This is a genomic window from Pseudomonas sp. FR229a (assembly GCF_030209115.1).
GTDB lineage: Bacteria > Pseudomonadota > Gammaproteobacteria > Pseudomonadales > Pseudomonadaceae > Aquipseudomonas > Aquipseudomonas moraviensis_A.
On the sequence record NZ_JARVSP010000009.1, the window covers coordinates 1 to 21,771 of the forward strand.

Here is a 21,771-nt window from a genome sequence, read left to right on the forward strand (position 1 = left end):
GCTCGCTCAGGTCGGCGTAGCTCTCGAACATCCCCCAATCAATCCCCTCTCCCTCAGCGAGAGGGCTAGGGTGAGGGGCTTTTGGAGTCAGCCGTAATCTTCGGGTAGTTGATTATGGATTCAACGAAGCTCGCTCAGGTCGGCGTAGCTCTCGAACATCCCCCAATCAATCCCCTCTCCCTCTGGGAGAGGGATAGGGTGAGGGGCTTTTCAGGTCAGTCGTGATCCTCAAGGTATTGCAGCGCCATCCGCTCTGTCGCCACCTTCACCGGCGGCAGCAGATGCGGCGCCACCAGCATCATGATCTGATAAACCACCAACCGAACCTCACCCTCACGATCGAGGATCCGCTGGTAATCCAGTGAGAACAGCAACGTCATGGTCACCTGCTCCACCAGTTGCCCCAGCGCCTGGGTATCGCTGACCAGTTGCCCGGCAGCCTTCAACCGCGCCAGCAGCGACGCCAGCGTCCTCTTCAACGCGTTAAGCAGGTTGCGAATGCCCTTGGCCAGTTTCGGCAGGCGTCCGGCGAGGTTCGACAGGTCCTGGAACAGGAACCGGTATTGCGCCAGCCTCTCGACGATCAAATGCAGAAACAGCCAGTAATCCTCCGGTGCCAGTTCCACCTCCGGCGGTGGGTCGAGCAGTGGCGCGAGTTCATGCTGGAAGCGCTCGAACAGACCGAGAATCAGTGGTTCCTTGCCGTGGAAGTGGTAGTAGAGGTTGCCGGGGCTGATCCCCATTTCGTTGGCCACTTCCATGGTGGACACGTTCGGCTCGCCCTTTTCGTTGAACAGTTGCAGCGCACATTCGAGAATCCGGTCGCGGGTTTTCATCCAGTCTTCTTAGAAAAATTCGGTTGAGCGTCAACGTACATGCACGTAGGTGCCGGGTGCCGCTTCCATCGGTGGATAATTCGGGCTGCCGAGGGTGGTACGGGTCTCGTGCAGGGCGCCGGAGCGCTGCGCGACCCACTCCAGCCACTGCGGCCACCAACTGCCCTCAACATGTCTGGCGTCGTAGTACCAGGCGCGCGGGTCGCTGCTCAGTCTGGCGTTTTCGACGTAGGCAGCTTTCGGATTGCTCGGCGGGTTGAGGATGCTTTGCACGTGGCCGCTGTTGGACAGCACGAAGCGCCGCTCGCCACCGAGCAGCAGGGTCGAGCGGTACACCGCGTCCCATGGCGTGATGTGGTCGTTCATGCCGGCGACGCTGAAGCTGTCGACATTGACCTTCTGCAGGTCGATCGGCGTGCCGCACACCTCGAGACCGCCAGCGTGGGTCAGCGGGTTGTGCTTGAAAAAGTCCAGCAGATCACCGTGCAGCGCCGCAGGCAGGCGCGTGTTGTCGTTGTTCCAGTAGAGGATGTCGAAGGCTGGTGGCTCTTTGCCCAGCAGGTAGTTGTTGACGAAGTAGCTCCAGATCAAATCGTTGGGGCGCATCCAGGCGAAGACCCTGGCCATGTCGCGACCGTCGAGCACGCCCCTCTGATAGGAGCGACGCTTGGCTGCTTCCAGTGTTTGTTCATCGGCGAACAGCGTGGCCTGGGTGTCGATCTGGCTGTCGAGCAGGCTGACCAGATACGTCGCGCTGGCGACCCGACGCAGTTGCCGTTTGGCCTGCAGATGGCCTTGCAGGGCGGCGATGGTCAGGCCGCCGGCGCAGGCACCCATCAGGTTCACTTCGCGCGCGCCGGTAATCGCCCGGCAGATGTTCATCGCTTCTTCGACCGCTTCGACGTAACTCGACAGGCCCCACTCGCGATGGCGCACATCGGGGTTGCGCCAGCTGATCATGAAAGTCTGCAGGCTGTTTTTCAGGGCATACTGGACGAAGCTGTTCTGCGGGCTCAGGTCGAAGATGTAGTACTTGTTGATTTGCGGCGGCACCACCAGCAACGGCTTGGCGTACTGCTTTTCGCTCATCGATTTGTACTGGATCAGTTCGAACATTTCGTTGCGGAATACCACCGACCCGGTGGTGGTCGCTACGGTTTTGCCGACCTCGAACGCCTGCCTGGTCACTTGCCGTGGCAGGCCGTCGTTGTGCAACAGATCATCGAACAGGTGGCTGAGACCGCGCACCAGACTCTGCCCGCCGGAGTTGAACAGCTCCTTGACCGCCAGCGGATTGAGCAGCGTATTGGAAGGCGCCACCGCGTCATTGAGCAGGGTGAAAGCGAAGTGCGCACGGGCGCGATCTTCGGGACTCATGTCGCCTTCGTCGATCCAGCTCTTGACCTGTTTCTGCCAGGCCAGATACGCCTGCAGGCTGCGCCGATAGAACGGGTTGAGGCTCCACGCCGGATCGGCGAAGCGGCTGTCTTGCGGATTGGTCGGATGCAGGGTTTCGCCGAGCAGAACGCGGCCCAGTTGTCCGCCCAATGTCAACGCGTGCCTGGCGCTGTGCAACGGATTGCGCAAGCCGTGGGCGGCGACGCTGCGCAGTGTCGACAGCAGATCCCTGCCACGCAGGCCGGCGATCGCGCTTTGGGCGTTGATAAACACGGCGGGGCTGGGCACCACGCCCGTCGCTGGTTTTTCGCGCATGACTCAACACTCCTTCGTCTTCAGGGCAAAAACACACTCACCGAACCAGAACACCATAGACGCTGTTGCCGGTTGCTGCCTGCGCGGCGTCCTGCCGCGCGCTTGATATTAAAAGTGCTGCATAAAGCCTGCCGCCGCCATCAGCCGCCCAGCGGTGTCGGATGCGGGTGCATGACCGCGCGCAGACGCTCCTCCTCGAGAAACTTCATGATGATCGGCGCCACTGCTTCGGCGCGGGTGATCAGGAACAGATGGCCGTCATCGATGATGTGCAACTGCGCGTTGGGAATGCGCCAGGCAAGCATGCGCATGTTGATCAGCGGGATCAGCGGATCGTCATCGCCGGCCAGTACCAGCGTCGGCTGATGGATCTTGTGCAGCCAGTGAATGCTGGTCCAGCCGAGGCCGGCGAACAGCTGCCAGTAGTAACCGAGCTTGCCCGCCGAACGCACTTTCGCCGCATGGCTGGCCGCCAGCGTCGGGTCGCGGCGGAACGAGCCGCCGTAGATCATCGGCGCGATGCGAATCACATGGGACGGCTGAATGTAGCGGCGCGGGCTGGCCATCATCCACAGCACTTTCGGTTTGCCCGGCACCATCACCGCACCGGCAGCGGTGGCCGCCAGCACCAGTTTCTTGCAGCGCTCGGGGTAGTCGTAGGCAAACTGCTGCGCCAGGGCGCCGCCCCACGACACGCCGATCACATTGACCTGACCGTAGTCGAGATAATCGAGCATCCGCGCCGTCAGTCTGGCCAGACCGGGAAAGCGATACGGCCGGTTTGGCGTCGACGAACCGCCGACCCCGGGCACGTCGAAGGCAATCACTTCCAGATCCGGGTCCAGCGCCGCGACGAATGGAAACACCAGCTCCAGGTTGGCGCCGATGCCGTTGAAAATCAGCAGAGGCGTCAAATGAGGCTTGCCGGGGCGCACCGCCGTGCGGAGGGTCTGGCCATCCAGATCGACGGTGCGGAATATGAACGGTTGCGGCATGGGTCAAACCCTTCGGGTCAGTTGGGAGCAGCTGCAAGCCGCAAGCTTCAAGCAGAACCCGCTCAGATTGTCGCTCGCAGCTTGAAGCTTGCCGCTATCTTTCATGTACATAAGTGCCCGGCGAAGCCTCGCCCGCCGGATACGCCTTGTTGCCCAGTTTCGTCGGGGCCTTTTTCAGGTTGCCCGAGCGCTCGGCCAGCCATGCCTGCCAATACAGCCACCAGGAATCGGTGTGCTTGGTCGAGTTTTCCTGCCAGTCATCGGCGGTAGCGGCCATTTCTTCGCCGGTCATATAGCGCGACTTCGGATTGCCCGGCGGGTTGAGGATGCTCTGGATATGGCCGCTGCTCGACAGCACGAATTCAACTTTTCCGCCGAACAGCTGCGCCGACTTGTAGCAGGACTTCCACGGGGTGATGTGGTCGTTGGTCCCGGCCAGCGAGAAAATGTCGGCGGTCACCTGCTTGAGGTCGATCGGCGTGCCGCACACTTCCAGTGCATTGGGGCGGATCAGTGGATTGTTTTTGAACATCTCGATCAGGTCGCCGTGGAATGCGGCGGGCAAGCGCGTGGTGTCGTTGTTCCAGAACAGGATGTCGAACACTGGCGGCTCATTGCCGAGCAGGTAATTGTTAACCCAGTAATTCCAGATCAGGTCGTTGGGACGCATCCAGGCGAAGACCTTGGCCATGTCTTTGCCTTCAAGCACGCCGGCCTGATAGGAGTGGCGCTTGGCGGTCTCGAGGGTCTGCTCATCGACGAACAGGGCGACATCGCTGTCCAGGGTGGTGTCGAGCACGCTCACCAGCAGGGTGAGGGCGTTGACCTTGTTCTGGCCGAGCGCGGCGTAGTGGCCGAGCAGGGCGGTGCAGGTGATGCCGCCGGAGCAGGCGCCGAGCATGTTCACATCTTTGCTGCCGGTGATTGCGGTGACCACGTCAACGGCTTCTTTCAGCGCTTCGATGTAGGTCGACAGCCCCCATTCACGCTGGGCCTTGGTCGGATTGCGCCAACTGATGATGAAGGTCGGCACGTTATTGCGCAGGCAGAAACGCGCCAAGCTCTTGTCCGGGCTCAAATCGAAAACATAGAACTTGTTGATCTGCGGCGGCACCACCAGCAACGGGCGCTCGTGGATCTGCTCGGTGATCGGCCGGTACTGGATCAGCTCCAGCACGTCGTTGCGAAACACCACGGCGCCTTCGGTGACGCCGAGGCTCTTGCCGACCTCGAACGCACCCATGTTGACCTGGCTCGGCATGCCGCCGTTGTGCACCAGATCCTTGGCCAGATGCGAGAGGCCATCGAGCAGGCTCTTGCCGCCGGTTTCGAAGAAGCGTTTGACCGCTGCCGGGTTGGCCGCCGTATTGGTCGGGGCCATGGCTTCGGTCATCAGGTTGATGACGAAGTGCCCGCGAGCGATGTCTTTGGGTGACAGGCTGCTGTCGTCGATCCAGGCATGCAGTTCCTTGCGCCAGGCCAGGTAGGTTTGCAGATAGCGTTTGTACAGCGGGTTCTGGCTCCACGCCGGGTCGGCAAAACGGCGGTCGTCGCCGGCCGGTTGCAGGGCGGATTTGCCCAGCAGCACGTTCTTCAGCTCGAGGCCGAAATGGGTCACGTGCCTGACGCTGTGAATCGGTTGTCTGATGGCCTGTTTCAGCACCATTCGAGCAGAGGCCAGCAGATCCTTTCCGCGCAGCCCAACGACGGGGTTAAGCCCCAGGGTGTTTTCCGAGGCTTGGTACTTCAGGTCATCGTTATTCTTGTCACTCATCTACGACGCTCCATTGTCCTGAGACGAGTACCCGGTCTTGCGCTGTCGCTTCCACAGCCAATGCCGGGTACTACTGCTCGGGTGACCGTTGATTCTGCATGGCTGCTTTACAGTCGTAGAGCACTGCAGGGAACTTGCCAGCTCCATTGGTTACCCGAGTTTAATTTTTTTCGCAAGCGGCCCATCCTGGGCTGCGTGAGCGGAGCATTCAAACAGATGAAGTTAGAAAATGCCCTCTAAAGAGCAAGAGCCACGGGCTAGAGCATCAGCTTGACGAACGACTCGTTCGGATCGCGGGATTTTCCGGCAGCGCGCAACTCGGCGAGATAATTGTCCCAGAGTTCGGTCTGGCGTTTGCCGAGTTCGTAGAGGTATTCCCAAGTGAACAGGCCACTGTCGTGACCGTCGTCGAAGGTCAGTTTCAGTGCATAGTTGCCGGCCGGCTCCAGCTTGCTCAAACCAACATTGAGCTTGCCGAATTGCAGGATCGGTTTGCCGTGGCCCTGGACCTCGGCGGAGGGGGAGTGCACACGCAGAAACTCGGCGGGCAGGGTGAATTCCTCGCCGGACGCATAAGTGAGCGTCAGGGTTTTCGAGGCTTTGTGCAGTTTGATGTCGGTAGGAATATTAGTCATTGCAGGTCATCCGACTGTGATGAGCCCTGTAGGAGCTGCCGAAGGCTGCGATCTTTTGATTTTGCTTTTCAGGATCAAGATCAAAAGATCGCAGCCTTCGGCAGCTCCTACAGGGAGAAGTGACCTACAGGATATAACGGGACAGATCTTCGTTCTGCGCCAATTCGCCGAGGTGGCTGTTGACGTAGTCGGCGTCGATCAGGATCGCCTTGTCATCGTGGGCGCTGGCCAGGTCGCCGGCGCTGAACGACACCTCTTCAAGCAGGCGCTCAAGCAGCGTGTGCAGGCGACGGGCACCGATGTTCTCGGTCTTCTCGTTGACCTGCCAGGCGATCTCCGCCAGACGCTTGATGCCCTCGGGCTGGAACTGGATGTTCAGGCCTTCGGTTTTCAGCAGCGCGCAGTATTGTTCGGTGAGAGAGGCATGCGGTTCGCTGAGGATGCGCTCGAAATCTTCCGGGCTCAGCGCCTTGAGTTCGACGCGAATCGGCAGACGGCCTTGTAGCTCCGGCACCAGATCGCTCGGCTTGCTCAGGTGGAACGCGCCGGAAGCGATGAACAGGATGTGGTCGGTCTTGACCATACCCAGTTTGGTGTTGACGGTGCAGCCTTCGATCAGCGGCAGCAGGTCGCGCTGTACACCTTCGCGGGAGACATCGGCGCCGCCGACATTGCCGCGCTTGGCGACCTTGTCGATTTCGTCGATGAACACGATGCCGTGTTGCTCAACCGCTTCCAGCGCCTTGGCCTTCAGCTCTTCTTCGTTGACCAGACGCCCGGCCTCTTCATCGCGCACCAGTTTCAGGGCTTCCTTGACCTTGAGCTTGCGCGACTTCTTCTTGCCCTTGCCCATGTTGGCAAACAGCGATTGCAGCTGGTTGGTCATCTCTTCCATGCCCGGCGGCGTGGCGATTTCGATGCCGGAAACTTCGGCCACTTCGATCTCGATTTCCTTGTCGTCCAGCTGGCCTTCGCGCAGGCGCTTTCGGAACAGCTGACGCGTATTGGAATCGGAGCTCGGCGCTTCTTCATTGCTGAAGCCCATGCGTGCCGGCGGCAGCAACGCGTCGAGGATGCGATCCTCGGCGGCGTCTTCGGCGCGGTGGCGGACGCGGGTCATTTCCTGCTCGCGGAGCATCTTGATCGCAGCGTCAGCCAGATCACGGATGATCGACTCGACGTCACGGCCGACATAACCGACTTCGGTGAATTTGGTCGCTTCGACCTTGATGAACGGCGCATTGGCCAGTTTTGCCAGGCGACGGGCGATCTCGGTTTTACCGACACCGGTCGGGCCGATCATCAGGATGTTCTTCGGGGTCACCTCAACGCGCAGCTCTTCAGGCAGCTGCATGCGGCGCCAGCGGTTGCGCAGGGCAATCGCGACGGCGCGCTTGGCATCGTCCTGGCCGATGATATGGCGGTTGAGTTCGTGGACGATTTCGCGGGGAGTCATGGACATAATAATTGACGGTCCTCAAGCAGAAACAAGCCGTGGCACACGGGCCGCAACAGGCTTATTCAGCGAGATCCTGCTCCTCAATGGTCTGGGTGTGGTTGGTGAATACGCAGATGTCGCCGGCGATGCCGAGGGCGGTTTCGACGATCTCGCGCGCCGACAGATCGGTCTTTTTCAGCAGAGCGCTGGCTGCGGCCTGCGCATAGGCGCCGCCGGAACCCATGGCGATCAGGCCATCTTCCGGTTCGACCACGTCACCGTTGCCGGTGATGATCAGCGAGGCATCCTTATTGGCGACCGCGAGCATCGCTTCGAGGCGGCTCAGGGAGCGGTCGGTGCGCCACTCTTTGGCAAGTTCGACGGCGGCGCGGATCAGGTGGCCCTGATGTTTCTCGAGCTGGCCTTCGAAACGTTCGAACAGGGTGAAGGCGTCAGCGGTGGCACCGGCAAAACCGGCGATGACCTGGCCGTGGTACAGACGACGTACCTTTTTGGCGTTGCCTTTCATCACGGTGTTGCCGAGAGAAACCTGGCCGTCGCCGCCCATGACGACTTTGCCGTGGCGGCGGACTGAAACGATGGTGGTCAAGGGAAGAGTCTCCACGCAGCGGGGCGAAAATGCCTTATGCCCATTCATATGGGGGTGCTGGAGGGGATTTCAACCGCAGGGCGGGAGAGGGGACGAGCGGTGTCGCGCGAGGGTGCCAGACTCTGTGGCGAGGGAGCTTGCTCCCGCTCGGCTGCGCAGCAGTCGCAAACCCAGCGGATGCGGTCTGTCTGATGCACCGCATTTGCAGGGCTTGGCGGCGCTTCGCACCCCAGCGGGAGCAAGCTCCCTCGCCACAGAGTGAGCCGGACCCTGTACGCCCGGCGTGGGATCAGCGGCTCTGGCGTTGTTGTAACAACAGGTTGCTGAAGCCGGCGCCGGCCAGTTGTTTCTGGGCCGTGGTCAGTTGCTCGCGGTTGCTGAACGGGCCGACCAAAACGCGATACCAGGTTTCATCCTTGACCGTGCCGGACTCCACCGCCACGGCCTGGCCGAGCAGAATGATCTGCGCGCGCACCTTGTCGGCATCGGTCTCTTTGCGGAACGAGCCGGCCTGGAGGAAGAACTTGGTGACCGGCGCGGCCTTGCTCACTGGCGGCGCAGGCGGCGGAGTAATACCCGCCAGAGCTGCCTGCGCGCGCGCCGTGTCGATCTTCGCCGCTTCGGCCGGGGTCACCGGCGTGGTCGGGATCGCCGGCACCTGCGGCGTCGGCAGGGTTTTCTCCGGCACCGCGTCCGGCGGCACGATCACTTCAGATTCCGGCAGCAAGGTGTAGAAGTCGTACTTCGGCTTCACCGGTTGCGTCGGGCTCGGCGGGGTCTTGTTGGCCTCGGCGATCTTCGACGCTTTCTGCTGCTGTTCGACTTTCTCGCGCTTGACCGTGTCGCTGCCCTTGCCCGGTTCCAGTTTCATCAGGAATACGATGAAGGCGCCGACGGTCAGGCCGATGGCCATCCACAGCCAGCCCGGAATCGGTTGTTTTGCCGGAGCCTGATAGCGGCTGGCGCCGCGTTTGGGTGCAGGTTTTTTCTTGGCGGCCAACTTACATACGCTCCAGAGTTTCCAGACCCAACAGCTCCAGGCCTTGCTTGAGGGTGCGACCGGTCAGTGCGGCAAGACGCAGACGGCTCTGCATCTGCGCCGGGGTGTCGGCGGCGAGGATCGGGCAGTTCTCGTAGAAGCTGGAGAACAGGCCGGCGACGTCGTACAGGTAGGTGCAGAGAATGTGCGGTGTGCCTTTCTCACCGACGTTGTTCAGCACTTCGCCGAATTGCGCCAGTTTCGCCGCCAGCTCAAGTTCGTGTTCCGCCTCGAGGACGATCTGGCCATCCACTTCGCTGAAGTCCTTGCCCAGTTTGCGGAACACGCCGGCCACGCGGGTGTAGGCGTAAAGCAGGTACGGCGCGGTGTTGCCTTCGAAATTCAGCATGAGGTCGAAATTGAAGCTGTAGTCGCTGGTGCGATGCTTGGACAGGTCGGCGTATTTCACCGCGCCGATGCCGACCACCTTGGCGATGTTGCGCAACTCGTTTTCGGCCAGGGTCGGGTTCTTCTCTTTCACCAGGTTGTAAGCGCGTTCCTGGGCTTCGGTCAGCAGGTCGATCAGCTTCACGGTGCCGCCGTCACGGGTCTTGAACGGACGGCCATCGGCGCCGTTCATGGTGCCGAAACCCATGTGCTCCATTTCCATCGGATGGGTGACGAAACCGGCCTTGCGCGCCACGGCGAAGACTTGCTGGAAATGCAGCGCCTGACGCTGATCGACGAAATACAAAGCGCGATCAGCCTTGAGCTTGCCGCTGCGGTAGCGCACGGCCGCCAGGTCAGTGGTGGCGTACAGGTAACCGCCGTCGGCCTTGACGATGATCACCGGCAGCGGGTCGCCATCGGCGTTCTTGAACTCGTCGAGGAACACGCACTGGGCGCCGTTGCTCTCGACCAGCATGCCGGCAGCCTTGAGGTCGTTGACCACATTGATCAGGTCGTCGTTGTAGGCGCTTTCGCCCATCACGTCGGCCATGGTCAGTTTGACGTTGAGCAGTTCGTAGATCTTCTGGCAGTGCGACAGCGAGATGTCCTTGAACCTGGTCCACAGTGCCAGGCATTCGGCATCGCCGGCCTGCAGCTTGACCACCAGGCCTCGGGCGCGGTCGGCGAATTCTTCGGACTCGTCGAAGCGCTGCTTGGCGGCGCGGTAGAAGTTTTCCAGGTCCGACAGCTCGTCGCTGGTGATCGGGTTTTCCTGCAGATACGCCATCAGCATGCCGAACTGGGTGCCCCAGTCGCCGACGTGGTTCTGGCGGATCACTTCGTCACCGAGGAATTCCAGCACGCGGGCCACGCCGTCACCGATGATGGTCGAGCGCAAATGGCCGACGTGCATCTCTTTGGCCAGGTTCGGTGCCGACAGATCGACCACGGTGCGCTGCGCCGGGCCGGCCTTGCGCACGCCGACATGGGCATCGGCCAGCGCGGCGTCGAGACGCGCAGCCAGGGCCTGAGTGTTCTGGAAAAAATTGATGAAGCCCGGGCCGGCGATTTCGGCCTTGGTGACGTTCTCGTCGGCGGGCAGTGCGGCGATGATTTTCTCTGCCAGATCGCGTGGCTTCATGCCGGCTGGCTTGGCCAGCATCATGGCGATGTTGCTGGCGAAGTCGCCGTGGGTCTTGTCGCGGGCGTTCTCCACCTGGATCGCCGGCGTCAGGCCTTCAGGCAACACACCTTCGTTGACGAGTTGGGTGAGGGCTTGCTGGATCAGCTGGCGAATGGTGTCTTTCATGGTCTTCTCTTTCGACCGCAAGCGCGGCGGGCGCATCGATGCGCGGGTGGAAAAACTGGGCATTATCCGTTGCGAAGACGGGCTTGCCAACCTTAGCAGGCAGGATGTGGATATGTGGTGACATCAAAGTCAAAAGATCGCAGCCTTCGGCGGCTCCTACAGTGGAATCGGCATTTATCTGTAGGAGCTGCCGAAGGCTGCGATCTTTTGCTCTTTCGGCTCTTCAATACAGATCCACCGGATCGACATCCAGCGACCAGCGCACCGCCCGCCCGCTCGGCATCTGCTCCAGCACCAGCATCCAGCTGGCCAGCAGCCTATGCAACGGTGCCCGCGCGGTTGCCTGCAACAACAGCTGCGCGCGATAACGCCCGGCACGGCGCTCCATCGGCGCCGGCACTGGCCCGAGCAACTCAATGCCGCTCAGATTCAATTCGCCCAGCAAGCGCTCGGCCTCGCTGCACGCCTCATCGAGAAAGCCTTCCGCCTGCCCCGGCTTGTGCGCTTCGGCACGCAACAGCGCCAGATGGGCGAACGGCGGCAACCCGGCGGCGCGGCGTTCGCTCAAGGCCTGCTCGGCGAAGGCGAAATAACCCTGCTCGGTCAGTTGCACCAGTAAAGGATGGTCGGCCAAGTGGGTCTGGATGATCACCCTGCCAGGCTCCTCCGCCCGCCCGGCACGCCCGGCAACCTGGACGATCAGTTGCGCCATGCGCTCGCTGGCGCGGAAGTCGCCGGAGAACAGGCCGCCGTCGGCATCCAGAATCGACACCAGCGTCACCCGGGGGAAATGGTGCCCCTTGGCCAACATCTGCGTGCCTACCAGAATGCACGGCTGGCCTTTCTGGATCGTCGCGAACAGCTGATTCATCGCGTCCTTGCGCGAGGTGCTGTCGCGATCGACGCGCAAAACCGGGTAATCAGGGAACAGAATCGCCAGACGCTCTTCGGCACGCTCGGTGCCAGCGCCGACCGGACGCAGATCGACCTTGCTGCACTTTGGACACTGGCGCGGCGTGCGCTCGACGTTGCCGCAATGGTGACAGCGCAACTCGCCGTAGCGCTGGTGCACGGTCATGCGCGCATCGCAGCGCGAGCACTCCGACATCCACCCGCAATCGTGGCAGAGCAACGTCGGCGCGAATCCGCGCCGGTTGAGGAACACCAGCACCTGCTGGCCGTTGGCAAGGGTCTGGCCGATGGCTTGTTGCATCGGCCCGGAAATACCACTGTCGAGCGGACGGCTTTTCACGTCCAGACGCAGGAAGCGCGGTTGCTTGGCGCCGCCGGCGCGTTCGTTCAGACGTAACAGACCATAGCGACCGGTGTAGGCGTTGTGCAGGCTCTCCAGCGACGGCGTGGCGGAACCGAGCACGATCGGGATGTTTTCCTGCCGCGCGCGTACCAGCGCCAGGTCGCGGGCGTGGTAGCGCAGACCTTCCTGCTGTTTATACGAGCCGTCATGCTCTTCGTCGATGATGATCAGCCCGGGATTTTTCATCGGCGTGAACAGCGCCGAGCGGGTGCCGATAATAATGTCGGCCTCGCCATCGCGGGCGGCGAGCCACGCGTCGAGGCGTTCGCGGTCATTCACCGCCGAGTGCAACAGGGCAATGCGCGCGTTAAAGCGCTGTTCGAAGCGCGCCAGGGTCTGCGGGCCGAGGTTGATCTCCGGGATCAGCACCAACGCCTGCTTGCCGGCTTCGAGGGTTTCGCGGATCAGTTGCAGATAGACTTCGGTCTTGCCGCTGCCGGTAACCCCGGCCAGGAGAAAGGCGTGGTAGCTGTCGAAGCCGGCGCGAATCGCTTCGTACGCCGCGCGTTGTTCGCTGTTGAGCGGCAGCTCCGGTTGCGCCAGCCAGTGCTCGTGGCGCGCGCCGGGGGCGTGGCGGCGGATCTCGACTTGCACCAGACCCTTGGCCAGCAGCAGGTCGAGGCTGTCCTTGCTCAGCATCAGTTTGCTCAGCAACTGATGAGCCACGCCGTGGGGATGCTGGGCCAGCGTGGTCAGCGCCTCGCGCTGGCGTGGCGCACGGGCGACCCGTGGGTCATCGACGCTGGCGCCGGGGGCCACCGACCAGAAGCGTTCCTGCCGGGCCTCGGCCAGCTCGCCCTGACGCAGCAGCACTGGCAAGGCCCAGTTCAAGGTGTCGCCAAGGCTGTGCTGGTAATACTGCGCTGTCCACAGGCACAGCTTGAACAGTGCTGGCGGCAGCGGCGATGTCGAGTCGAGGAGGGCCAGTGCCGGTTTGAGTTTTTCCGCCGGCACCTCGCTGGTGTCGGTGACTTCGACCAGAATCCCGATCATCTCGCGCCGGCCAAACGGTACCCGCAGGCGCATGCCCGGCTGCAATTGCTCACGCCGCACCCCGGCCGGCGCCCGGTAATCGAACAGGCGGCGCAGGGGCGAAGGCAGGGCAAGGCGCAGAATGGCGTCGGGCACGCGGGGGGATCTCGATCAGCAGGCGGTAGGACTTGGCACATAACCTTGTAGGAGTGAGCCTGCTCGCGATAGGTCTTTCATTCAACATTGAGTCGTCTGATACACCGCTATCGCGAGCAGGCTCACTCCTACAAGGGAATCGCATATTGGGTCGGGAGCCTAGCAGACGGTCGGTCTCGGTGACAGCTTGCGTGTTTGAAAAGGTCTGGTAGAATCCGCGGCCTAATTACGTGCGGTATTCAACAATAGTGTTGGGTGGCGGCACGCTAGCCTGAGGAAGACACCATGAAAGCCGATATCCATCCGAACTACCCGGAAATTGCTGTTACCTGCAGCTGCGGTAACAAGTTCGAAACTCGTTCGACCTACGGCAAAGCCCTGGCGATCGACGTTTGCAACGAATGCCACCCGTTCTACACCGGTAAGCAGAAGACTCTGGACACCGGCGGCCGTGTGCAGAAGTTCGCAGACCGTTTCGCTACTTTCGGCGTCGGCAAAAAAGCCTGAGGCTGATCATTTTGGAAGGTCGTCCCGACTTCTCCAGACTGATGAAAAAGGCGTCCCTTGCGGGCGCCTTTTTTGTGTCTGCGATTTGGCTGTCCGCCGCCCAGGCCTTTTGTCCGACCCCCGCGGGGCTGACCAGCGTCAGCGTGCAGCGGGTGGTCGATGGCGACACCCTGCGCCTGAGCGACGGCCGCAGCGTGCGCATGATCGGCCTCAACACGCCGGAGCTGGGCAAGCAGGGTCGCAGCGACGAACCCTTCGCCGTGGCGGCGCGCAAACGCCTGCAAGCGCTGGTCGATGACAGCGGCGGCCAGGTTGGTCTGCGGCTCGGCAAGCAGGCGAAGGACCATTACGGGCGTACGCTTGCGCATGTCTACAGTGCCAGCGGCGCCAATCTCGAAGCGCAAATGCTTGCCGATGGCCTCGGCTTTCAGGTGGCCGTGGCGCCGAACGTCGATCTGGTCGCCTGCCAACAGGCCGCTGAACGCAGCGCGCGACAGGCCAGGCTTGGCCTCTGGCGACAGTCGCCGGTGCAGAAAGCGCAGCAGATTCAGCGCTCAGGCTTCGTCGTCGTCAGCGGCCGGGTGAACAAGGTGGAGCGCAATCGCGGCGGAATCTGGATCGAGTTGCAGGACACGCTTGTATTGCGGGTTGCACCCAATTTGCTCGGGCAATTCGATAGTGCTTTCCTGCAGACTCTGAAAGGCAGGCAGATCGAGGCACGCGGCTGGGTGGTCGATCGATCCCGGCGCGGCGGGTTGCAAAAAGGTCAGCCACGCTGGTTGCTGCCGTTGACCGGTCCTTCGATGCTGAATGTGCCGCGCTGAAGAAAAATTGTAGACATTTTTGCGGCTGATTGTGAACAGTCCAGCCCTTGTGCGCCGTGGCTCTTGGCCCAAAGTCGTAGGGCAGGGCGCTTGACAGCGGTGACTGCCCAGTCTTGTGGGGACTTTGCGAGGCGCGTATCCTCGCTGACCAGTCTGTCCAACAGTAAAAAAGCGGAATGCCAAAATGTCTGATCTGAAAACTGCCGCTCTCGAATACCACGCCAATCCTCGTCCGGGGAAGCTGAGTGTCGAGCTCACCAAGGCCACTGCTACCGCCCGCGACCTGTCGCTGGCCTACAGCCCCGGCGTAGCTGAACCAGTGCGCGAGATCGCTCGCGATCCTGAACTGGCCTACAAGTACACCGGCAAGGGCAACCTGGTTGCAGTCATTTCCGATGGCACCGCGATTCTCGGCCTGGGTAACCTCGGCCCATTGGCTTCCAAGCCAGTCATGGAAGGTAAAGGCGTGCTGTTCAAGCGCTTCGCCGGCATCGACGTGTTCGACATCGAAGTCGACTCGGAAAGCCCGCAAGCCTTCATCGACACCGTCAAGCGTATCTCGATCACCTTCGGTGGCATCAACCTGGAAGACATCAAGGCGCCTGAGTGCTTTGAGATCGAACGTGCTCTGATCGAGCAGTGCGATATTCCGGTGTTCCACGATGACCAGCACGGCACCGCGATCGTGACCGCTGCCGGCATGATCAACGCCCTGGAAATCGCTGGCAAAACCCTGCAGGACGCGAAGATCGTCTGCCTCGGCGCCGGCGCTGCCGCCATCTCCTGCATGAAACTGCTGGTGAGCATGGGCGCTCGCATCGAAAACATCTTCATGGTTGACCGTACCGGCGTGATCCACTCCGGCCGTGACGACCTGAACCAGTACAAAGCCGTGTTCGCCCACGCCACCGAGAAACGCACCCTGGCTGACGCACTGGCAGGCGCTGACGTGTTCGTCGGTCTGTCCGGCCCGAACCTGCTGAGCGCTGAAGGCTTGCTGTCGATGGCGGCCAACCCGATCGTGTTCGCCTGCTCGAACCCGGATCCGGAAATCTCCCCGGAACTGGCGCACGCTACCCGTAGCGACGTAATCATGGCCACCGGCCGTTCGGACTACCCGAACCAGGTCAACAACGTACTGGGCTTCCCGTTCATCTTCCGTGGTGCCCTGGACGTTCGCGCCAAGCGCATCAACGAAGAAATGAAAGTTGCCGCGGCCAATGCCCTGCGCGAACTGGCCAAACTGCCAGTACCGCAGGAAGTCTGCGACGCCTACGGCGGCATCAAACTGGAATTCGGCCGTGAGTACATCATTCCGAAACCAATGGACAAGCGCCTGATCACCCTGATCTCCGACGCCGTGGCCAAGGCCGCGATCGAGACTGGCGTGGCCACCCTGCCGTATCCGAAGAACTACCCGCTGAAAAGCGTGGATGACGTGTTCAACGGCTAAGTTGTTGTAGCGCTTCAAACAAAAGCCCCGGCTCGTTATGAGTCGGGGCTTTTTTGTGGCTAGGGGTTTTGTATTCCATATCTGGAGCAGCCCTCACCCTAGCCCTCTCCCAAAGGGAGAGGGGACCGAATGGGGGATATTGATGAATGACGCCGACGTGAAAGTCTTGCTTTGAATCCATAATCGACTCGGTTGCGCAGGTCGATGCATGAAGCCAGACACCTCGGTCGGCTCCCTCTACCTCCGGGAGAGGGCTGGGGTGAGGGGCTGGATGTTCGTAACGCCGCGAACTCCAAACATCAGTCAATAAAAAGCCCCGCTCTTCTCTCGAATGCGGGGCTTTTCAATGGTGCTGGATCAGAACAGGTCGATCGGCGCCTGTTCATCCGCCGGCAGCGGGCTGCCCGGCACGGTGCCGTTGCCCAGCTCGTTCACCGACGGCGGCGTGTCTTCAGCCTTGAACAGTTCGAAGTAGGCCCCCGGCGTGCTCGGCGTCGCGGCGCGGCCACTGACCGGATCCACCCGGAGGCTGAGCAGGCCTTCCGGCTCAGGCTGGACATGCGGCGGCTTGTCTTTCAGCGCGGCGGACATGTAATTCATCCAGATCGGCAGCGCCACAGTACCGCCAAACTCGCGGCGGCCGAGGCTTTCCGGCTGGTCGAAGCCAGTCCACACCGTGGTCACGTAATCGGCGTTATAGCCGGAGAACCAGGCATCTTTCGATTCGTTGGTGGTACCGGTCTTGCCGGCGATGTCGCTGCGGCCCATGGCCAGTGCGCGACGGCCGGTACCGAGTTTGATCACATCCTGAAGCATGCTGTTGAGGATGTAAGTGGTACGCCCATCGACAATCCGCTCGGCCACGGCTGGCGCTTGCGGCACCGCCGGGTTGCCCGGGGCTTCACCGGCAACCGGTGCGGCATTGACCGTGAACGATTCGGAGGCCGGCGCGGCGATGCCATCGGTCGCCGAACCGCCCTGCGGCACGGTCGGCGGGTTGGCGACGAACAACGTGTCACCGTTACGGCTTTCGATCTTGTCGATGATGTACGGGGTGATCTTGTAGCCGCCGTTGGCAAAGGTGCTCCAGCCAGTGGCGATTTCCATCGGCGTCAGCGTCGCGGTGCCGAGTGCCAGCGACAGGTTCGGCGGCAGGTCCTGCTTGTTGAAACCGAAGCGGGTGATGTAGTCGATGGTCTTGCCCACGCCCATGGCCTGCAGCAAGCGGATCGACACCAGATTGCGCGACTTGTACAGCGCTTCACGCAGGCGGATCGGGCCGAGGAAGGTGTTGGTATCGTTCTTCGGGCGCCAGACCTTGTCCAGGTATTCGTCGACGAACACGATCGGCGCATCGTTGACCAGGCTCGCAGCGGTGTAGCCGTTATCCAGCGCGGCGCTGTAAACGAACGGCTTGAAGCTCGAACCCGGCTGACGCTTGGCCTGCAGGGCACGGTTGTAGTTGCTCTGCTCGAAGGCAAAACCGCCCACCAGCGAACGGATCGCACCGTTCTGCGGATCCAGCGACACCAGCGCGCCCTGGGCCTGCGGTATCTGACTGAATTTCAGCGAGTTGTCTGTCTGCCGCTGCACGCGGATCAGATCACCAACCTGGGCGACATCCGACGGCTGACGCGGGTTGGCACCCATGCTGTTGGTATTGAGGAACGGCCGCGCCCATTTCATCGTGTCCCAGGCAATGTGCTCTTCACCGGTGCGGGTCAGAACCTGCAGGCCGTTCTTGTCGACCTGAGTAACGATGGCCGGTTCGAGGCTGCTGATGGTGCGCTGTTTGGTCAGTTCGCTGGCCCAGGCTTCGCGGGTCTTGCCCGGCAGGCGCGACTCGGGGCCACGGTAGCCGTGGCGCTGGTCGTAGGTCATCAGGCCTTCGTGCAGCGCAGTATTGGCCATTTCCTGCAGGTTGCTCGGCACCGTGGTGGTGACGCGGAAACCTTCGGTGTAAGCGTCGCTGCCATAACGGCCGACCATTTCGGCACGGGCCATTTCGGCGATGTACGGTGCGTTCACTTCCGGGGTCGGCACGTGGTAGCTGGCGTTCAGCGGCTCGTTGATCGCCGCGGTGTAGTCGGCCTCGCTGATCTTGCCCAGCTTGTACATGCGCCCGAGGATCCAGTCGCGGCGTTCTTTACTGCGCGCCGGGTTGGCCAGCGGGTTGAAGCGAGACGGTGCCTTCGGCAGGCCGGCGATCATCGCCATCTGCGCCAGGCTGACGTCACGGATCGATTTGCCGTAATAGACCTGCGCCGCGGCTTCGATGCCGTAGGCGCGGTTGCCCAGGTAGATCTTGTTGACGTACAGCTCAAGGATCTCGTCCTTGGTCAACTGCCGCTCGATCTGCAGAGCCAGGAGAATTTCCGTGGTTTTACGCGAGAAGCTGCGCTCGCTGGTGAGGAAGAAGTTCTTCGCCACCTGCATGGTGATGGTGCTGCCGCCGGACTGAATGTGTCCGCTTTTGACCAATTGGGTCGCCGCGCGCATCAGGCTGCTCGGGTCTACACCGTAGTGGTTGGCAAAATTATCGTCTTCAGCACTTAGTAACGCATTAATGAAATTGGGCGGAATGTCGGCGAAACGGATCGGTGTGCGGCGCATTTCGCCAAATTCTGCGATCAACTTGTTGTCGCTGCTGTAGACCCGCAGAGGAATCTGCAACTGAATGCTTCTCAGCGCCTCCACAGACGGCAAACCCGGACTAAGGTAAAGAAAGGCGCCGCTGAGACCTAAGAGCAGTCCGCAGAAAACGGCGACGATGGACCAACCGAAAAATTTCAGCAGACGAATCAAGGCTTTTGGACATCCAGGGCAAAGAATGAATTTGGCACGGGGCTGCGGTTACACACAAAGCCATCCGCGCGGGCAGTAAAAAGCGGAAAAAATCGCTGGGCATTATAAGCACTTTTCCGTCGGGGGCGTCATTGGCGCTTCTGTCAAGACGGGGGTGAAGGAACGCAATGCGTATTACAGAGTCCGTAACTCACGGAAAGTCATAGGGAATTGGTAGTGCTGGGACTCTTCAATAAAAAGACCAATGCGTTACTGGGGATCGACATCAGCTCCACGTCGGTGAAGCTGCTGGAACTGAGTCGTCAGGGCGAGCGCTACCGGGTCGAGGCCTACGCGGTAGAGCCGTTGCCGGCCAACGCCGTGGTCGAAAAGAACATCGCCGAACTGGAGGGTGTCGGCCAGGCGCTCAGCCGGTTGCTGGTCAAGGCACGCACCGGGTGCAAGAGCGTGGCGGTGGCGGTGGCCGGTTCGGCGGTGATCACCAAGGTCATCGAAATGGACGCCGGGCTGTCCGACGATGAACTGGAAAACCAGCTCAAGATCGAGGCCGATCAATACATTCCCTATCCGCTGGACGAGGTCGCCATCGACTTCGAAGTCCAGGGCGTCTCGCCGCGCAACCCGGAACGGGTCAACGTGCTGCTCGCCGCCTGTCGCAAGGAAAACGTCGAGGTGCGCGAGGCGGCGCTGGCGCTCGCCGGCCTGACTGCACGGGTGGTGGATGTCGAGGCCTACGCGCTGGAGCGCTCGTTCGGGCTGCTGGCGACGCATCTGGCTGCTTCCCAGGAGCGCCTGACCGTGGCGGTGGTCGACATCGGCGCGACGATGACCACCCTCAGCGTCCTGCATAACGGCAAGATCATCTATACCCGCGAGCAACTCTTTGGCGGGCGCCAGCTCACCGAAGAGATCCAGCGCCGCTATGGCCTCACTGTCGAGCAGGCGGGCCTGGCGAAAAAGCAGGGCGGCCTGCCTGACGATTACGTGACCGAAGTCCTGCAGCCATTTCGCGAGGCACTGGTGCAGCAGGTTTCACGTTCGCTGCAGTTCTTCTTCGCCTCTGGCCAGTACAACGCCGTCGACCATATCCTGCTGGCCGGCGGCACGGCCTCTGTACCCGGGCTGGATCGCCTGATCGAACAGCGCTTGAACACGCCGACTCAGGTTGCCAACCCGTTTGCCGACATGGCCCTGGGCAGCAAGGTCAACGCCGGTGCGCTGGCCAGTGATGCGCCCGCATTGATGATCGCCTGCGGGCTCGCGCTCAGGAGTTTCGACTGATGGCGCGGATCAATCTTCTCCCCTGGCGCGAGGAGCGTCGCGAAGAACGGCGCAAACGCTTCCTGCTGGTGTTGATCGGCGTGCTGGCCGGCTCGATCGGTGCGGTGCTGATTGCCGATCAGATCATCAGCGCGGCCATCGAGCGGCAGATGGCGCGCAACGATTACATCGGCAAACAGATTGCCGTGGTCGACGAACGCATCAAGCAGATCAGCGAACTCAAGGCGCGCCGCCAGCAACTGGTCGAGCGTATGCGCATCATCCAGGACCTGCAGGGCAACCGGCAGATCAGTGGGCGGGTATTCGATCAACTGGCGCGTACGTTGCCGGACGGTGTGTATTTCACCGATGTGAAAATGGCCGGCAAGACCCTGTCCATCAGTGGCGCGGCGGAGTCGAACAACCGGGTTTCCGAGCTCATGCGCAATCTCGACGCGTCCGACTGGTTCGACGCGCCGAGCCTGAATGAGGTCAAGGCGACCAGTGCCGATCAGGTCGAGCAGGCCAACGTCTTCCAGCTGACCGTTCGACAGACCCAGCCCAAGGTTCTGGAGGACGAGCAATGAAAGCCTCCGAATGGCTGGAAAGCCTGCGCAACATCGATTTCAACGACCTCGACACCAGCAACATGGGTTCCTGGCCGCCGGCGGTGAAAACCTTGTGCGGTGCGTTGGTGATGGCGTTGATCCTCGCGCTCGGCTATTACTTTTTCATCAGCGATATGGAAAATCAGCTCGACCTCAAGCGCGAGGAGGAAGTCACGCTCAAGGAGCAATTCGCCAGCAAGGCGCGGCTATCGGCAAATCTTGAGCTGTACACCCAGCAGATGAAGGAAATGGAAAACACCTTCGGCGTGCTGCTGCGGCAACTGCCCAGCGACACCGAAGTGCCGGGCTTGCTTGAAGACATCACTCGCACCGGTCTGGGCAGCGGTCTGGAATTCGAAGAGATCAAACTGCTGCCGGAAGTGACCCAGCCGTTCTATATCGAGCTGCCGATCCAGATCACCGTGACCGGCGCCTATCACGACCTGGCAACGTTCGTCAGCGGCGTCGCCGGACTGCCACGCATCGTTACCCTGCACGATTTTGAACTGGCGCCGGCCAACCCCGAAGGCGGGCCGAAGCTGCGCATGAGCATCCTCGCCAAGACGTATCGCTACAACGACAAGGGGCTGGAAAAATGACCCCGATTCGTTATCTCGTCCTGCTCATGGCGCTGGCGTTGGGCGGCTGCGGTGGCGGCGATGACTTCAGCGACCTCGACGCTTACCTCAACGAAGTCCGCCTGCGCCCGGCGGGCAAGATTGAACCAACGCCGACATTCCGGTCTTACCCCACATTCACTTACAGCGCCGCCAATCTGCGCAGCCCGTTTTCGCGGCAGGCACGGGTTGATCTGGCCGGGCAGAAGCACGGCTCGCGCAACGTCAAACCCGACCCCAGCCGGGTCAAGCAGTACCTTGAAGGGTTCAATATCGAGCAGTTCGAAATGGTCGGCACGATCGCCAACGCCTCCGGATCGTTTGCGCTGCTGCGCGGCGCGGGCGGGGTGCATCGCCTGAAGGTCGGCGACTATCTGGGCCGCAACGATGGCCGCATCGTCGCCATCAGCGCCACTCAGGTCGATGTCGTCGAGATCGTGCCCGACGGCGCCGGCGCCTGGCTGGAGCGGCCCCGCACCATTCCTTTGAAAGAGCACTCATAGTGGAAGTCGAAC

At 61.6% G+C, this 21,771-nt stretch carries 19 protein-coding genes; 8 read left to right on the forward strand and 11 right to left on the reverse strand.

The features are described from left to right. Positions 1 to 215 precede the first annotated feature (215 nt). From QRN33_RS09055 to argS, 9 genes are all read right to left on the reverse strand, one after another. The gene (locus QRN33_RS09055) at positions 216 to 836 is read right to left on the reverse strand and encodes a TetR/AcrR family transcriptional regulator (protein WP_042608683.1); all 621 of its coding nucleotides are present in this window, start codon (positions 834 to 836) and stop codon (positions 216 to 218) included. A 30-nt stretch (positions 837 to 866) separates the two neighbouring features. Continuing rightward, positions 867 to 2,549, reverse strand: a complete 1,683-nt coding sequence (gene phaC, locus QRN33_RS09060) for a class II poly(R)-hydroxyalkanoic acid synthase (RefSeq protein WP_285408161.1) — start codon at positions 2,547 to 2,549, stop codon at positions 867 to 869. 140 nt (positions 2,550 to 2,689) lie between these two features. Further along, entirely contained in the window at positions 2,690 to 3,544 is an 855-nt protein-coding gene (gene phaZ / locus QRN33_RS09065; protein ID WP_042608685.1) for a poly(3-hydroxyalkanoate) depolymerase, read from the reverse strand. A 94-nt stretch (positions 3,545 to 3,638) separates the two neighbouring features. Continuing rightward, complete coding sequence (phaC, locus tag QRN33_RS09070) at positions 3,639 to 5,318, reverse strand: class II poly(R)-hydroxyalkanoic acid synthase (protein WP_042608686.1); 1,680 nt, start codon at positions 5,316 to 5,318, stop codon at positions 3,639 to 3,641. 257 nt (positions 5,319 to 5,575) lie between these two features. Beyond that, on the reverse strand, positions 5,576 to 5,953 hold the full coding sequence (locus QRN33_RS09075) for a gamma-butyrobetaine hydroxylase family protein (protein WP_285408163.1): 378 nt from the start codon (positions 5,951 to 5,953) through the stop codon (positions 5,576 to 5,578). 124 nt (positions 5,954 to 6,077) lie between these two features. Next, positions 6,078 to 7,415: an ATP-dependent protease ATPase subunit HslU gene (gene hslU / locus QRN33_RS09080; protein ID WP_016772060.1), complete on the reverse strand. Its 1,338-nt coding sequence runs from the start codon at positions 7,413 to 7,415 to the stop codon at positions 6,078 to 6,080. Positions 7,416 to 7,470: 55 nt separating this feature from the next. Continuing rightward, on the reverse strand, positions 7,471 to 8,001 hold the full coding sequence (gene hslV, locus QRN33_RS09085; RefSeq protein WP_007968352.1) for an ATP-dependent protease subunit HslV: 531 nt from the start codon (positions 7,999 to 8,001) through the stop codon (positions 7,471 to 7,473). Positions 8,002 to 8,290: 289 nt separating this feature from the next. Further along, positions 8,291 to 9,001 (reverse strand): SPOR domain-containing protein, encoded by a 711-nt coding sequence (locus tag QRN33_RS09090; protein ID WP_016772059.1) that lies wholly within the window; start codon positions 8,999 to 9,001, stop codon positions 8,291 to 8,293. 1 nt (position 9,002) lies between these two features. Beyond that, complete coding sequence (argS, locus tag QRN33_RS09095; RefSeq protein ID WP_285408166.1) at positions 9,003 to 10,739, reverse strand: arginine--tRNA ligase; 1,737 nt, start codon at positions 10,737 to 10,739, stop codon at positions 9,003 to 9,005. On the opposite strand from argS, the gene QRN33_RS09100 reads away from it, so the two are divergent. Next, positions 10,738 to 10,860, forward strand: a complete 123-nt coding sequence (locus QRN33_RS09100) for a hypothetical protein (RefSeq protein ID WP_016772057.1) — start codon at positions 10,738 to 10,740, stop codon at positions 10,858 to 10,860. The two genes, argS and QRN33_RS09100, sit on opposite strands and share 2 nt — an antisense overlap. Positions 10,861 to 10,962: 102 nt before the next feature. Here QRN33_RS09100 and QRN33_RS09105 read toward each other — a convergent pair whose 3' ends face one another. Beyond that, a complete protein-coding gene (locus tag QRN33_RS09105) occupies positions 10,963 to 13,182 on the reverse strand; it encodes a primosomal protein N' (RefSeq protein ID WP_285408168.1) in 2,220 nt (739 codons plus the stop codon). Between the two features lie 285 nt (positions 13,183 to 13,467). On the opposite strand from QRN33_RS09105, the gene rpmE reads away from it, so the two are divergent. The 3 genes from rpmE to QRN33_RS09120 all read left to right on the forward strand — a co-directional run bounded on the left by rpmE (position 13,468) and on the right by QRN33_RS09120 (position 15,966). Then, positions 13,468 to 13,689, forward strand: a complete 222-nt coding sequence (rpmE, locus tag QRN33_RS09110; protein WP_041477565.1) for a 50S ribosomal protein L31 — start codon at positions 13,468 to 13,470, stop codon at positions 13,687 to 13,689. A gap of 41 nt (positions 13,690 to 13,730) precedes the next feature. After that, positions 13,731 to 14,513 carry a thermonuclease family protein gene (locus tag QRN33_RS09115; RefSeq protein ID WP_285408287.1) on the forward strand — a complete coding sequence of 261 codons (783 nt, stop codon included), beginning with the start codon at positions 13,731 to 13,733 and terminating at the stop codon, positions 14,511 to 14,513. Positions 14,514 to 14,697: 184 nt separating this feature from the next. After that, positions 14,698 to 15,966 (forward strand): malic enzyme-like NAD(P)-binding protein, encoded by a 1,269-nt coding sequence (locus QRN33_RS09120; RefSeq protein WP_064363273.1) that lies wholly within the window; start codon positions 14,698 to 14,700, stop codon positions 15,964 to 15,966. A 357-nt stretch (positions 15,967 to 16,323) separates the two neighbouring features. On the opposite strand, the gene QRN33_RS09125 is transcribed toward QRN33_RS09120, so the two are convergent. Then, the gene (locus QRN33_RS09125) at positions 16,324 to 18,768 is read right to left on the reverse strand and encodes a penicillin-binding protein 1A (protein WP_502944973.1); all 2,445 of its coding nucleotides are present in this window, start codon (positions 18,766 to 18,768) and stop codon (positions 16,324 to 16,326) included. 219 nt (positions 18,769 to 18,987) lie between these two features. Between QRN33_RS09125 and QRN33_RS09130 the strand changes: the two genes are divergently transcribed. The 4 genes from QRN33_RS09130 to QRN33_RS09145 are packed head-to-tail and all read left to right on the forward strand — an operon-like array spanning position 18,988 to position 21,759. Beyond that, complete coding sequence (locus QRN33_RS09130) at positions 18,988 to 20,052, forward strand: pilus assembly protein PilM (protein WP_042608693.1); 1,065 nt, start codon at positions 18,988 to 18,990, stop codon at positions 20,050 to 20,052. Then, positions 20,052 to 20,618 (forward strand): PilN domain-containing protein, encoded by a 567-nt coding sequence (locus tag QRN33_RS09135; protein ID WP_042608694.1) that lies wholly within the window; start codon positions 20,052 to 20,054, stop codon positions 20,616 to 20,618. The genes QRN33_RS09130 and QRN33_RS09135 overlap by 1 nt, the downstream gene beginning before the upstream one ends. Continuing rightward, positions 20,615 to 21,238 carry a type 4a pilus biogenesis protein PilO gene (gene pilO / locus QRN33_RS09140; RefSeq protein ID WP_042608695.1) on the forward strand — a complete coding sequence of 208 codons (624 nt, stop codon included), beginning with the start codon at positions 20,615 to 20,617 and terminating at the stop codon, positions 21,236 to 21,238. The genes QRN33_RS09135 and pilO overlap by 4 nt, the downstream gene beginning before the upstream one ends. Further along, positions 21,235 to 21,759 carry a pilus assembly protein PilP gene (locus QRN33_RS09145; RefSeq protein WP_285408175.1) on the forward strand — a complete coding sequence of 175 codons (525 nt, stop codon included), beginning with the start codon at positions 21,235 to 21,237 and terminating at the stop codon, positions 21,757 to 21,759. Before pilO ends, QRN33_RS09145 begins: the two co-directional genes overlap by 4 nt. The last annotated feature ends 12 nt before the right edge of the window (positions 21,760 to 21,771 follow it).

Excerpts from the sequence above, each read along its gene's own strand:
- QRN33_RS09135 (WP_042608694.1), top strand. The coding sequence starts at position 20,052 with ATGGCGCGGATCAATCTTCTCCCCTGGCGCGAGGAGCGTCGCGAAGAA.
- phaC (WP_042608686.1), bottom strand. The coding sequence starts at position 5,318 with ATGAGTGACAAGAATAACGATGACCTGAAGTACCAAGCCTCGGAAAAC.
- QRN33_RS09100 (WP_016772057.1), top strand. The coding sequence starts at position 10,738 with ATGGTCTTCTCTTTCGACCGCAAGCGCGGCGGGCGCATCGATGCGCGG.
- QRN33_RS09120 (WP_064363273.1), top strand. The coding sequence starts at position 14,698 with ATGTCTGATCTGAAAACTGCCGCTCTCGAATACCACGCCAATCCTCGT.
- rpmE (WP_041477565.1), top strand. The coding sequence starts at position 13,468 with ATGAAAGCCGATATCCATCCGAACTACCCGGAAATTGCTGTTACCTGC.
- argS (WP_285408166.1), bottom strand. The coding sequence starts at position 10,739 with ATGAAAGACACCATTCGCCAGCTGATCCAGCAAGCCCTCACCCAACTC.
- phaZ (WP_042608685.1), bottom strand. The coding sequence starts at position 3,544 with ATGCCGCAACCGTTCATATTCCGCACCGTCGATCTGGATGGCCAGACC.
- QRN33_RS09075 (WP_285408163.1), bottom strand. The coding sequence starts at position 5,953 with ATGACTAATATTCCTACCGACATCAAACTGCACAAAGCCTCGAAAACC.
- QRN33_RS09055 (WP_042608683.1), bottom strand. The coding sequence starts at position 836 with ATGAAAACCCGCGACCGGATTCTCGAATGTGCGCTGCAACTGTTCAAC.
- QRN33_RS09115 (WP_285408287.1), top strand. The coding sequence starts at position 13,731 with ATGAAAAAGGCGTCCCTTGCGGGCGCCTTTTTTGTGTCTGCGATTTGG.
- phaC (WP_285408161.1), bottom strand. The coding sequence starts at position 2,549 with ATGCGCGAAAAACCAGCGACGGGCGTGGTGCCCAGCCCCGCCGTGTTT.
- pilO (WP_042608695.1), top strand. The coding sequence starts at position 20,615 with ATGAAAGCCTCCGAATGGCTGGAAAGCCTGCGCAACATCGATTTCAAC.
- QRN33_RS09145 (WP_285408175.1), top strand. The coding sequence starts at position 21,235 with ATGACCCCGATTCGTTATCTCGTCCTGCTCATGGCGCTGGCGTTGGGC.
- hslU (WP_016772060.1), bottom strand. The coding sequence starts at position 7,415 with ATGTCCATGACTCCCCGCGAAATCGTCCACGAACTCAACCGCCATATC.